This is a genomic window from Bradyrhizobium sp. SZCCHNRI20481 (assembly GCF_032485055.1).
Lineage (GTDB): Bacteria > Pseudomonadota > Alphaproteobacteria > Rhizobiales > Xanthobacteraceae > Bradyrhizobium.
Genome location: NZ_JAUEUE010000005.1, coordinates 317,993 through 330,194, shown reverse-complemented (window position 1 = coordinate 330,194; position 12,202 = coordinate 317,993). Strand labels below are relative to the sequence as shown.

Below are 12,202 nucleotides of genomic sequence, written 5' to 3'. Positions count from 1 at the left end.
TTGTAAACGTAAGGAAAAGGATGCCAAAAGCTGGCATGATAAACATAGTGGGGTATGTGTAAAGTTTTAGCCGGGTCAAAGCGGCTTGAACGGATTTTTGATCGCTGGGAGAAAAAAACGCGGTCTGTCCCCTATTCTGCTCGATCCACCTGACTGGATCTGCCCGTTGCTCGCCATCGGCGCCGACGCGTTCAATCACGGCGGCACGCCGGAGTTCGCAGCCATCTCCGCCGGCGCCATGCGGCACAACCACATAAGCGACACGCTCTCGGCCGCGCCCGACAAGTTCAGGCCCGTGCATCGGCGCAAGGCCAACGGCGACGTCGACGCGCGCCCCTGGTGCCGAGGATTCTACGCGGCGATGCAGCTCAGGATGCCCGCCTGGGCGCGGCTCCTCAATCTCGCCGACATCAACCACGGCCTGCTGCTACCGATCCTCCTGCACTCAGTCGATGACCACGGCCGACCGCTCTTTGGACCGACCAAGAAAGGCCGCGAAGGCAAGGATTCCTGCGTAATGCCCACGCGGATATTCCGGCCGCCGTCGAGGCCATGCGCCAATACTGGACGCGAGCAGGTATTGCCGCAGATCCCGCCGCCGTGGTCTGCTCGCCCCGCTTACGACGAACCTCCATACCAAATCCGGCCCTCCTGCCTGAAACGGTGACCCCGGCCCTCGTGCGCACGCCGGATCAAATTCGAAAAAACAGAATTTCTGTCTTGCGCCGACGGGCAAATCAGTGGTTCATAGGGTGCTGACTCAACTAAGGGAGACAGCAATGGCTGACCACTCAGGTCCGAAGTCTGACCTCGTTCATATTTCGAAACTGAACGGCGACTTCCGACGAAACTACGGGCCGCTGCTCGGAGCGTATCTTTATCTTCGTTCTATCGACGCCGCCGGCCGGCGCCCTGTTCGTTGGTTGGGGTTTCTTTCAGTGCTTGGATCAGCGCTTGCGGCCGTGTTCGCCCGGTATGGTTCCGTGTGGTGACGAGACGAGCAACTGCACGAGCCAGGGCGCCCTCTGTCTTGAAGTACAAGACGCCATGATCCACGCGTCCCTGCTCCTGAAATCTGATCGTCAGACTGGCATTGGCGACGGTCGGGAGAACAACATAGTCCAGAACCGATCCGTTGCGCTCTCCAAGCCGGATAGCAATGATCAGTCCCTCCGGCAGGTGCCGGCAAGACACTGTCCAAAATGGAGAAACACTTCGCCGACATGCTGCGGTCCAATAGGCTATTCGGAAAAAGAGATGGCACTTGGAACCGACGACCAGATGGTGTTCCGGAGCAGAATAGACGTATCCTTTGACATTGCCGAAGCGGACACTGATCGTCGACTGCCTTTTTATCTCCTCGCGGATGCGCGACGATAGCTTCAAGAGGTCACTTGACCAGGCGCGTCGTACGTCGAAATAGTCGCAGCGCCGGCTTGGCGTATATCCGACCAGTTCATATGCCCTTCTAAGGGTCCCGAAGTGATCCATGTACGTTTTGCAACACGGCAGACCAATCGTCGAATTGATGATCGACGGACTGAGACACCCCTTCTTCTTCATTGTCTGCCGCAGCCGCAGTAGCATTTCCTCCTCGGAAAGGTCGACCCGACGTTCCGCTATGATCCTTTGCACCTGCCGGAAGAGATCTCGATCGACTGTTGGTTCGAGGGCGGCTTCGCCGCGAACCCAATCCTCTGGCGGGTTGTAGACCGAGACACCGCCGAGCTTGCGGGAGCGACGGTTGTAGACGATGTTTCCCAGATAGTTCTCGTTGCGCAGAATTCTGCCCACCATCGCTCGATTCCAGACTCGACCGTTGGCTGTCGGCACTGCCCGATCGTTGAGTTCGCGGGCAATCGCTGTTTCGGATCGCAACTCGATAAAGCGTCTGAAGATCCACGCGATCGCAGCACGATCATTCATTTCGCCCGGCCGCAGCCTGACGTGATCGGTCATCAGGTACTTTCGGTCTCCCCTGACCAACACCTTTTTCTGCTGCAGCTTCTCGTCGACGAGTACGCGCTGAAGGCCGAACATCGTTTGACCACCCAGCTTGAATCCCATCCGCGCAAACCGGCATGAACCAGCGTGAACTTTCTGCGAGAGCTCGCGACTATATTCCGCAGCCATAACCCTCTTCAGGTTCTTCACGATGTTGGACAGCATGCTGCCGTCATTGTCGAACTGCTCAGCGCAATAGCTGACCCTGATCCCCACCTGCTTGCAGATGAACTCGTAGTGTGCGGCTTCGTCGATGTCCTGAAAGCGGCCCCACCGGCTGATGTCATAGACCAGGATATGGTCAAAGTCGGCCCGCCTGTTGCTGACGTCTTCAATCAGCTTGGCAAGCCCCGGCCTGTTCTTGATCTTGAGACCGCTCTCGCCATGATCCGCATAGGTCTTGACGATCGAAAGCCCGTGGGCGTGAGCATAGGCCGCAATCACCGCAGCTTGATTCTGGATCGAGTAGCGCTGATAGTCCGTCGACATGCGAACGTATTGCGCTGCACGTCCGTTTGGTGATTGCGGAAGGTGGGTCTCGCGAACGATGAGCGCATTGACCATCATCATGCCCCCAGCAGCTGCGTCGGCAGGATCAAACGCCTCCTTTGGTGAGCTGACAAGAACAATTGCGTCATGATAGGGAGCTCTGCTGGAAGGCCCATCATCGCTATTCCGCTGTGAGCTCGGGCAATTGCTGGGAGTTGGCCGGAGGCCTAGATCTCCTCCCCATCTATTTCAATTTGGCCATCTAGCCGATTTGCCCGCCGGTACCGGGGAGATCGTCCTTCAAAGAGACGGATCGATACCTTGCAAAGGAAGATTTCCATCCAGCTTCGTTACGGGCGCGTCGAGCGCGGTTTGTCTCAATACCGAGCATCAGAGATGCCGTAGTGGCAACCGCTATTCATCCAGCAGATCCAAAAACTGTTCGATTCTTTTGCAAGACAGGCGCGCTGCTCCGCCCGGCATGATGACCCAAATGCCATCGCGCTGCAGCAACCGTGAGCACGACCTCCGGATCCGTCCCCGGCAGCAGCATTGCCGCAATCGCTTCCGGCCTCACGTCAAGAGACGCATGATCCCGCACTCTCTGCAACTCATCCTGAGCTTGGCAATTGCGAAAAAGTTGCTTGCCGCCGGCGGCAGCGGTCCGAAGCGGCGCTGCGTTTCGTCCTGCAGCTCCTCCAGCTCATCATCGGTCTGGCATCGAGCGGCTCGCGCGTAGATATCGAGCCTGACTGCTTGAGACTGCACATAATCTGAGGGAAGAAGCTCCGCGATCGGCAGGTTCAGCTCCGGAATCCAGAGAGCGGACATTCCGTCTCGATCGCCCTTGAGAGCGGATGACGAGCCCCAGATCGGCACAATTGATCTCCTTCGATGCGAGCGAAAGCGTCCCAACCACGACCTTGAGCTCACCGCTTCTCTGTCCCTCTCGCACCTTGCGCTCCTCGGCCGTCGAGGCGACCCGCGGCAGATTTCCGACCTCAATGCCGAGCGTCGCAAAGCGCTTGCGGAACGTCTCCACATGCTGCCGAGCCAACACCGTCGTCGGGACCACGATAGCGACCTGCTTTCCCGCCAGGACGGTAGCTGCGGCACGCTCTAAGTATCAGCCGGGGCGGAGCGAAGGCAGAGAAGGCACCCGTAGGAGGGTCAGCATGGCGGTCACTGCGCCAGCGGTGGGACCCGGGGCCGAGTGCAGTCGCGAGACCGGTTAACAAGGCACCCGCGTTCGGGGCAGTGACAGCGATGCCGCGAAGCGGGAGCCCCTAACGCGAGAGCCTCCGGCGAGCGACACCATATGTAGTCGGCCGTGTCCGGACGAATTCTGCGGGGTCAACTCGCCGGCCCCGCTTGTGTTCGAGGTCGTTGCAAAGTGCCAAAATGACTTAATTCTACGCCACCGTATCCGAAGCACACATCGAAGCATTGTCGCTCTTCCAAATTCGTACGGAGGCAAATTGACTGCATTCCGCAAGGCAGAAGGCGCTGCGAACTTCAAGCAGTCACGAGCGTCCCTGCCTGCGACGCGCGTGCACGATTACTCACATCGATATCGCGCAAAGCCCTCCAGGAGTGGAGCATCTGCAACGTGGTCAGAATCAATTTTCCTGTTCAAGCGTCGAATCCACTCGATCAAGGCACCTCAATTGGCAAAACCGATAACGACAACATCAAGCAGCGCCGTCTCGTCGAGTTCAAGGAAGGCTGCCGTTATGGCAAATTCGGCAAAACAAAGGCCTATGAACTGATCGCGCAGGGGCGGATCAGGGCGTACAAAATGGGAGGCAAGACACTCATCGACCTCGACAGCATTGATGAATATCACGCCGTGCTGCCGCGCGTTGAATCGCGGGCAGTGGTCGTGTCCGCGGAGGTGGTGTAGCTCGGTATAGCAAACCCGTCCGCACGCTCGCCCTCAAATAGCGCCGTAGCGGGCGGACGGGTTTGCAGTGGTCACCGGCGATTGCCCGGTAGGGTCGGAGTGCTGACCCCAACTTTTTTCGGGGGACCACCGATGATCGAAAAGATGATGCACCGTCGTGCGCTCGTGGAGAAGGCCCCGATGCCGATGTCCTGCGCGAGATGATCGGATTTGTCGCCCAGCGGCTGATGGAGATGGAGGTCGGCGATCTGACGGGCGCGGCCTATGGCAAGAAGAGCGCCGAGTGGCTGGCGCAGCGCAACAGCTACGCGAGCGGAGCTCGGAAACCCGGGTCGGCAAGGTCGAGCTGCGCATCCCCAAGCTGTGCAAGGGAAGCTAGTTCCCGAGCCTCCCGGAGCCGTCCATCCCACAAATAGGGTCAATCGCCGTCGACCGGACGGCTGAGAAAGGCTTTCACCCCCGCCTTCGCGGGGGCAGGCTCTTGTCGTAGATCTCCCCGCCGACGAGGGCGCGACGTGCTCGGCATAGACATCGGCCCGTCCGAGACCGAGACGTTCTGGACTGCGTTCCTGCGCAAGCTCGCCCGCCGGGGGCTTCGCGGCGTCAAGTTGGTGATCTCGGACGCTCACGAGGTCATCAAGGCCGCAGTCAGCAGGGTGCTCAATGTCACTTGGCAGCGCTGCCGTGTGCACTCATGGGCAACGTGCTGGCGCATGCCTGCAAGAGCGGGCGCCGCGTCGTCTCCGCCTTCATCACCACCGCCTTTGCCCATACCCGGGCCGCCAGGGCGCAGCGGCGCAGGGTCGCTGACCAACTCCGTCCCAAACTCCCTAAGCCCGCCGCTGGCGCGCGAGTGCGCGTCGGGGCCCGCAGTTTTTCATGCCCGCTATACCGGGTGTCATCTTGTTGGTATTTCTGTTGGTATCGAGAATAATTGGCACCGGAAAATACTTTATATTCAAATGCTTGCTTGTCTAGTGGACTATCGGCCAGGGGCACCATTTGGGCGTTCGCCCGCATCCGCCGACGTTCGTTTCCCCCTCAAAATCTAAAGATAAGCCGCCGTTTGCCCTTCGCCGGCGTCCGCCCCGTTTTGTTGGTATCCGCCCCCTCTGCTGGTATCCTTGATGGGAGTGCGCGGGGGTCATGGTATCGCGAGCTTTGGGTGGAATCGAACCTATGCCGGCCAAATCCGCCCCCTATTTCCGGCACCTGAAGCCAGCAGCGAAAGACGACAAACGCTCAAATGAAGGCGGGCTCTTCATGCTCGTCACCGCGACCGGATTGAGACTTTGGCGCTTCGCCTATCGCTACGACGGCAAGCAGAAACTGCTCGCTACCTGACCTCCATAGGCTTCCTTCGCTGACAAGCGTAGGTCAGTCGAACGCCGGTGGAAGCCCCAACTCGGGGATCCTGTCGCGCTGCGGATCCTGGAAGTCGAACAGCATGCGCCCGGGAATCTTGCCAATCTCAAGATTTTCGATCAGGAACGCGCGAACACCGAAGTGGCCCTTGAAGTCCTGCCGCACCTTGTCCCAGTCCGAGAAGGCGCAGAACTTCTCCTTGGGAATCGTGCAGGGTTGGGTCGGTGGATTCTTCTGCGAGAAGCCGAGCGGATGCCAATCGCGGTAGAGGCCGCCGACGAGCTCCTTGGCGGCGTAGTGCCCGCAGAAGAAGGTCTGCGCCAGCTCGCAATAATGCGGGTAGAACGGCTTGAAGTTGTCGATACGGTAGGTCTGAATGCCGGTGTCGCCGAACTCCTTGAGCTCCGCGTCGTGAAGCTTGCCCGGCTTGAGAAAGCGATCCTCCGGCGCAACCCCGGCCTCGACATTGCTGACGACCTGCAACAGACCCCGCGCATTGGCCGGATAGAGATCGATCTGCAGGGGAAAGATCACGACTGATACACGGTATCCGGCGACATAGCCGATGCCGAACAGGTCGAGCGCTTCCTTGACCGTATGACCCTTCAACTCCTCGTAGTCGGCGACGAAGGAATATCTCTGCCGGGGCGGACCGAGCTGGGTCAGCGCGTCGATGCCGAGGGCGGCATCGGAGGGGCTGCGCGAGATCATGCGGATGACATAGCGCACACGTCTGTTGCTGGCGAGATCGTCGATCGCTTCATTGACCGACTTCCTGCGAATCGGATCCTGCGACACGTAGAACAGCGCCAGCGACGGACCGGCCGCGGAGAACAGGATGCCACCAACCAGGCAAAGGAAGAACGCCGCCTTGAAGAACGAGGTGACCTCTTCCGGTTTTGACCTGAGCGCGATGCAGGCGAACACCGTGGTGATGAGCAGCAGGATCAGTCCGACCGCCAGCAGCGCTGCGGTCGAGGATGAGGCGAGCACGAAGCTCGGCACCTGAACGAAACCATCGATGGCCTTGTCCATATCATCTCCCTCCGTCGTGAAGCCGTAGAGCTTCCAGAACCCGGTCATGACTACCAGCTCAGTCCTTGTCGGCGGTGCAGCGTCCGCCCGAGAAGCCAGCGAAGGCGGCACAGGTCTTGAAATTGAGCGAGAGCTTGTACAGGTCCGTTCGCTTGGCCGTCTCCTCGTTGCGCCCCTTCTGGTAGGAGAAGGCGAGCGCGACGTTCGGGTTGATGTCATACTTGATCGTGCTGTCGAGCCAGCTGCCGCTCTGCCCGGAATAGACCTCGCGCCACCAGTGATAGGTGACGGCGCCGCTCAGACCGGCGAGCGGCTCGGCCCAGGCCGGCAGCGTTGTGCCGAAATCCGCAACGCGGAACAGAAACGTCGCTTCGGGGCCGATGCGCAGCGAGCGGCCGAAACCGGAGAAGCCGATCGGTACGACACCGCCCTGGCGCTCGTCATATTGCACCTTGAGGTCGGGACGGAAATTGGTGGTCACGAAGGTGCCCGGAATCTGCCGGTTCACGCGCAGATACATCGGCATCCATTCGAGCTTGGCCTGCCCAGTGGTCCGGTTCAGGATACCGTCGCGGGTTTCGAGCCAGCTGCCGCGGACATAGTCGGCGCCACCGATCGGGTTGATGAATCCGACCTCGGCGCTGCCGCCGACGGTGATCGCATCCCGGCTGTCGTCGCTTGCCGCGGCGGAATGCGCTTCCTTATCGACCTTCACATAGGACGCCAGGCTGGCACCGATGAAGCGCGAGTAGTCTTCGTTGAGATAGCTGTAGGCGAGACCGACCAGTCCATTGACCTGCCAGATCGTGTCGGCGGCCGTGTTGTTGCGCGCCCAGGACAATTCCGCACCCGTCGCCTTCTCATTGGACTGCGGCTTGCCGAACATGTCGACATCGGCGAAGTCCTTGCGCACGAACCAGATGAAGTCGCTGACCGGCGCGGGCCTGGGCGTCGTCTTCACCGCCAGCGCTGCGGCTGCGGCCGACGCCCGCTGCGGGTGCGGCGTGGCGGCGACGGGCCACTGCTGCCCGCAGCCTTGTTTCAGGCGTTTGTGCCCATAGTCGCGCGCGATCGCCGTCCAGTCCGGCTCGGCCGCGGGGGCGGTCTTGTAGCACGCGAAGATGTCGTCAGCAGCGGCCGTCTCGGCTGCGGCCTGCGCCGCAAGAATGCCGCCGGCGACGGCGAGACTGGCGAGGCTCATGCGCTTCATCGGTACCTCTCTTCATGTGGTGGACTGGATCCCGCCGGTGCCCGCCTCAGTTTCCGGCGGCGCGGACCTTCTGGTAGATCAGCGTCACGATGTCCTTCACCAGTTCGCAGCCGGCGAACTCACTCGGCGTGTAGCTGGCGCGGCGCCACCCCCGCAGATGCCGGCCGATGTCGTAGATGTCATAGGCATCCAGGCCGAGATCGCCGGCGAGCGAGGTGGCCTCGGTCGCCGAGGGCCACTGGCGATGGAAATAGTCGAGAACGTATTGCTCCACTCTGTCGCGCGTCGTCGTCATGGCTTGCTCCGGGATTGAGGAATTGAGGCCGCGCGCAGGCCGACGAAACCTGCAGGACGCGGCCTGCAGGTTTCATCCGCCGCTCGCCGCATCACTTGCCAAACAGAGGACCGACGGACGGAAGAATGACCGCCGTGACCGTGCCCTTTGCGCCGTCCGCAGACGGATTGCCGAAGCCGAGGTTTGCAGGCGACGGGAAATTGCCTGGCGATCCTCCGCCCGTGCCCTTGCACCAGCCATTGGCCGGCGCGCCCTGGCCGCCGGGGCCCGGATTGCCCGGGCTGCCGCCCCGACCGGGGAGCCCGGCCCGCCCGCCGACATTGTTGATCCGCGAATAGCTCAGGACTTCGTAGGCAGGTCTGGTCGTGACGAAGACGAGATCGGCGCCTTGTCCCCCAGCGCCGGCGTCACCGCCGCGTCCTCCGGGACCGGCAGCGCCTCCCGTCCCGCCGGGGCCGCCACCCTCCTTGCAGTCGAACAGACTCGTGGCCCCTTCCTTGCCGTTTCCGGCCCGACCGCCGTTGCCACCTTTTCCCCCGGTCCCACCATCGCCGCCTTCAATGCCGCGGAAGAGAAGGACGAGGTTGAGAAGACCAGCCGGGATCGGCCCTTTCGGATCGGAGAGCTCTCCGGCGACCAGATAGACGTCGGGCAGTTGCCGGGTCTGTCCGGCCACGGCAGGCCCGCCAGGGCCGCCGGGATAGCCTGGATTGCCGGTCCGGTTGGTCTCGCCGGGATTGTCGGCGCCATTGGGACCTGCAGGGCCGTCACTGCCGACGGCGGCCACGGCCTGCGGATCGCGCTGGATGATGCTGTAGCTGTCGGGGTTGGCGAACTTGATGCGTTGCGCGGCCACCACGATGTAGGGATAGTTCAATCCGGTCAGCGTCAGCTTTGCCCCCGCCGCGAAGGAAATCTCGTCTGCCTTGATGATCTGCTGCGCGAATTTCTCCTCACCGCTGATCGGAATCAGCGTCTGCGTCAGCGGAGCCGCCTTGATCGCGGCCGCGATGTCGGGCGGCAGTGAGCCTGTCGGAATCTGCTGTTGCGCCAGAGCGACGCTGGGCAACAGCATGGCGGAGCAGGCCATCAGTCGAAGACTCTTCATCTGCAATCTCCTCAGGTCATCATGATTGTTTGAATCAGCGGCCCGCTTTCGAGACGCCGCGCCTGGACGGCGAGCTGCCATCCAGGTCGCCGAACAGCGCCTAGCGAGATCCCGGAATCGGGAAGCGGACGTTTCCCTCGGCGCTGTTGCGGGTCACGTTGCCGCCGAGCGAGACATCGCGGTTGACGTTGAGCCGCGGCTCGTTGGTGGAAGGATCACGGCTGATGTTCGGATAGTTGGTCGGAGGCGGGGCTGGAGCGTGGAAGTTCTGCAACCGCTCGCTGTCGGTTTGTTGATGCGGCTGATAGGTCGGCGCCAGGTCCTTGAGGTTCTGACCGGAGGCCTGGGACATCAGCAAGGGCGAGATGATCAAGCCCATCACGATACGGATATTGGATCTGCGCATTGAATCCTCCTGTTGTCTCGTTTGCACGGGAGGAACTATGCCGAGGTGGTGTGAGACGATCGTCAGGACATCGCAAGAGCATCGTCAAAAATGCATTGGAACGACGTCATCTGCACTCACGCACTTGCGCTATCGCGCGCGTCGGCAAGGGCGCAGCACAAGAGGCATCGGATGCAGGCTGGGAGTCGAGGCGCGCGCCTGTGCTGGCTCACTGTCTGCCAGCATGCTGCAACTGCGCGGCGGCGAACCGGGGAGTCGGGCTCAGCGCAAGTTTGGGCTGCGCGGATAGGTCCGCGGCGGCACGCCGGGGTGGCCGCTCGCACACAGGATGAAACTGCCGACACGGGCATGGTCACACGGCGAAGCAGCGACCGCGTCCTGCTTGATCGGCTCGAGCACGGCGGCGCCCGGCGGCGGGACGTCGGGGCTGGCCACGGGACCGTCGGTCACCGCAAGCGACGCAAGCACCGGGCCTGGTTGTAGCGATGCGAGATAATCTGCGAGCCTACGTACGAGTTGCGGCGCCGCCACGCTGGTGCCGCGCATCGCCACCACCGAACCGCTCCGCGTACCGGCCGCGAGCACGCCCCAATGCGCGGGCCCCTGGTCGGCGATGGCAGCACAATCGGGCTCGGCGCGCCCCGGCGTCGGACCGCTCGCCGTATAATCCGTCGGCTGGCCCGCGGCATCGACGGCGCCGACCACGAGCGCGCCCGCGCCGGTCGCGAGCGCCGACAGTGTGTCCTCGCGAGTCATGGGGCAGCCGCTGCTGTCCGGATCGCTGTAGCTGCCATCCAACGCCGCACGCTGATAGCCCCCTGCATGATCGAAATAGGACTGACGTCCATGCTGCACGTTGCCCAGCGGGGTATCGTCGCGCTGGATGTAGAGAAGTGCGGTCAGCGGCGCCTCCGATCCGTTGGTGACGGAAAGCCGCCAGCGCCCGGCCGGCGCTGGATGCCTCACGCTCCAGCGCGCGGTGGTCGGATTGACCGACAGATGAAAGCGAACGCGATCGGGCTGGCCGGCCACCTTGGCCAGGTGGCCATTGATGGCGGCGATCGGCTTGCCGTCATCCTCCAGCACCTGCACATCGCCATCACCGAATCCGTCGATCATGCGCGGCACATCGCCGGGCGGCGTCAGGCTGACGCCGACGCGCGGCCATTGCTGCGCGATCGCTTCGCCGTCGAGCCAGATCTCGAGATGATTGGACGTACCGTCATCCGGCAGCATGATCCAATCGATCTGATCGGAGGCGCCGGGCTGCACAGCCATCCGGCCCGTAGTCCGCTCGCGATAGCTGTTGCCGGCCGGCAGCACCAGATAGGTCGGGCCGCCGCGTTGGTTGCGGCGCTCGATCATCCGCGACAGAGCCTGCTCGATCTCGTGGCTGCCGTTCTTGGGGCCGGCCGCGATGCCATAGCTGAAATTGATGACGAGCGGCAGCTTCGGGCTGATCCGGTCGGCCCACAGCATGATCTGACGCGCTCCCTGCAGCACGTAGCTCGCCATGGTGACGCCGGTCGTATCGCCGGACACCGGCGACGGCAGTTGCACCGCCAACAGAGGCCGCTTGCTGGCGATATCTTCCGCGGCCGGATCGTAGCCGCCGGAGAGATCGAGGATGTGTGTGCCGTGCGAGACGCGTTGCGCCAGCGGCTTGTGCTGATCATTGCCGAAATCGGTCATGCCGAACGCGCGATAGATGTCGGCCTCGCTCGCATTCGCCGCAAACAGCACGTCGAGCTCATCGCCGGTGAGCCGCTGCCCGGCGGCGACGCCGAAATCCTTGGTCCGGCGCTCGACATCCTGCAGCCAGATCGCTCGGATGCGCGATCTGCCGCTCCTGCTGCGAAAACGGCGGTTGGCAAAAGCGATGCCGTCATCGATGACGCCGATAGCGACCTGCCGCGTCAAATCCGTCAACGGCTTGCCGAGATCGGTCGGCGCGGCGATGACAGAGTCGAAGCGGAGCCCTGGAATCGGTGGGCCGACATGGATCGTCGTGAAGAGACCGTTGGCGGCAGTGCGATTGGCGATGTCTTCGGGTCGGTAGATAAAGAACTGAACATCGCGCGGATCGTCCGGCGGCGGGACGCGACCGATGCGGATGTCGTCGATCAGCTTCGTCAGCAGATCGAATTCGTCGGCCGACATGCGGATGGTCAGCGCGCCTACAGGCTCATCCGGCTCGTGGCCGGCGGCCACGATGGCGGCCAACTGTCCGAGATGGGCCACATAGCTGCCGTTGGCCTCCGGCAGCAGTTGGATCTGCGCGCTACACCAGTCCAGCCTCTTGCCAAGTGGCCTGTTGCGCAACTCCCAGTCCTGATAGGGATTGGCTCGTTCGGCCCGATCTCCTCGCCAGTCTCTCATGCGCCTGT

At 62.3% G+C, this 12,202-nt stretch carries 10 protein-coding genes and 2 pseudogenes; 4 read left to right on the top strand and 8 right to left on the bottom strand.

What is annotated here, in order from left to right; translation table 11 throughout:
• Positions 1-85: 85 nt before the first annotated feature.
• Entirely contained in the window at positions 86-667 is a 582-nt protein-coding gene (locus QX132_RS10395) for a UPF0149 family protein (protein WP_316161002.1), read from the top strand.
• A gap of 221 nt (positions 668-888) precedes the next feature.
• Here the strand turns inward: QX132_RS10395 and QX132_RS10390 are convergent, their stop codons facing one another.
• A complete protein-coding gene (locus QX132_RS10390) occupies positions 889-2,574 on the bottom strand; it encodes a recombinase family protein (protein WP_316161001.1) in 1,686 nt (561 codons plus the stop codon).
• A 333-nt stretch (positions 2,575-2,907) separates the two neighbouring features.
• Positions 2,908-3,616 (bottom strand): annotated as a pseudogene (locus QX132_RS33045) (TRCF domain-containing protein); the annotation flags it as partial.
• A 486-nt stretch (positions 3,617-4,102) separates the two neighbouring features.
• Between QX132_RS33045 and QX132_RS10380 the strand changes: the two are divergent.
• The 3 genes and pseudogenes from QX132_RS10380 to QX132_RS10365 all read left to right on the top strand — a co-directional run bounded on the left by QX132_RS10380 (position 4,103) and on the right by QX132_RS10365 (position 5,740).
• Positions 4,103-4,396: an excisionase family DNA-binding protein gene (locus tag QX132_RS10380; protein WP_316160999.1), complete on the top strand. Its 294-nt coding sequence runs from the start codon at positions 4,103-4,105 to the stop codon at positions 4,394-4,396.
• Between the two features lie 132 nt (positions 4,397-4,528).
• A pseudogene (locus tag QX132_RS33040) lies at positions 4,529-5,240 on the top strand (transposase); the annotation flags it as partial.
• Between the two features lie 335 nt (positions 5,241-5,575).
• A complete protein-coding gene (locus tag QX132_RS10365) occupies positions 5,576-5,740 on the top strand; it encodes an Arm DNA-binding domain-containing protein (protein WP_316160998.1) in 165 nt (54 codons plus the stop codon).
• 33 nt (positions 5,741-5,773) lie between these two features.
• Here QX132_RS10365 and QX132_RS10360 read toward each other — a convergent pair whose 3' ends face one another.
• From QX132_RS10360 to QX132_RS10335, 6 genes are all read right to left on the bottom strand, one after another.
• Complete coding sequence (locus QX132_RS10360; RefSeq protein WP_316160996.1) at positions 5,774-6,844, bottom strand: hypothetical protein; 1,071 nt, start codon at positions 6,842-6,844, stop codon at positions 5,774-5,776.
• Between the two features lie 10 nt (positions 6,845-6,854).
• Positions 6,855-8,006 (bottom strand): hypothetical protein, encoded by a 1,152-nt coding sequence (locus QX132_RS10355; RefSeq protein WP_316160995.1) that lies wholly within the window; start codon positions 8,004-8,006, stop codon positions 6,855-6,857.
• Positions 8,007-8,052: 46 nt separating this feature from the next.
• Positions 8,053-8,301 carry a hypothetical protein gene (locus QX132_RS10350; protein WP_315716235.1) on the bottom strand — a complete coding sequence of 83 codons (249 nt, stop codon included), beginning with the start codon at positions 8,299-8,301 and terminating at the stop codon, positions 8,053-8,055.
• 91 nt (positions 8,302-8,392) lie between these two features.
• On the bottom strand, positions 8,393-9,409 hold the full coding sequence (locus QX132_RS10345) for a hypothetical protein (RefSeq protein WP_316160993.1): 1,017 nt from the start codon (positions 9,407-9,409) through the stop codon (positions 8,393-8,395).
• Positions 9,410-9,509: 100 nt separating this feature from the next.
• The gene (locus QX132_RS10340) at positions 9,510-9,815 is read right to left on the bottom strand and encodes a hypothetical protein (protein ID WP_316160992.1); all 306 of its coding nucleotides are present in this window, start codon (positions 9,813-9,815) and stop codon (positions 9,510-9,512) included.
• A gap of 261 nt (positions 9,816-10,076) precedes the next feature.
• A complete protein-coding gene (locus QX132_RS10335; protein ID WP_316160990.1) occupies positions 10,077-12,194 on the bottom strand; it encodes a S8 family serine peptidase in 2,118 nt (705 codons plus the stop codon).
• Positions 12,195-12,202: the final 8 nt, after the last annotated feature.

Coding starts and splice junctions, on each gene's coding strand:
- QX132_RS10350 (WP_315716235.1), bottom strand. CDS start 8,301: ATGACGACGACGCGCGACAGAGTGGAGCAATACGTTCTCGACTATTTC.
- QX132_RS10355 (WP_316160995.1), bottom strand. CDS start 8,006: ATGAAGCGCATGAGCCTCGCCAGTCTCGCCGTCGCCGGCGGCATTCTT.
- QX132_RS10365 (WP_316160998.1), top strand. CDS start 5,576: ATGCCGGCCAAATCCGCCCCCTATTTCCGGCACCTGAAGCCAGCAGCG.
- QX132_RS10390 (WP_316161001.1), bottom strand. CDS start 2,574: ATGATGATGGTCAATGCGCTCATCGTTCGCGAGACCCACCTTCCGCAA.
- QX132_RS10345 (WP_316160993.1), bottom strand. CDS start 9,409: ATGAAGAGTCTTCGACTGATGGCCTGCTCCGCCATGCTGTTGCCCAGC.
- QX132_RS10340 (WP_316160992.1), bottom strand. CDS start 9,815: ATGCGCAGATCCAATATCCGTATCGTGATGGGCTTGATCATCTCGCCC.
- QX132_RS10360 (WP_316160996.1), bottom strand. CDS start 6,844: ATGACCGGGTTCTGGAAGCTCTACGGCTTCACGACGGAGGGAGATGAT.
- QX132_RS10335 (WP_316160990.1), bottom strand. CDS start 12,194: ATGAGAGACTGGCGAGGAGATCGGGCCGAACGAGCCAATCCCTATCAG.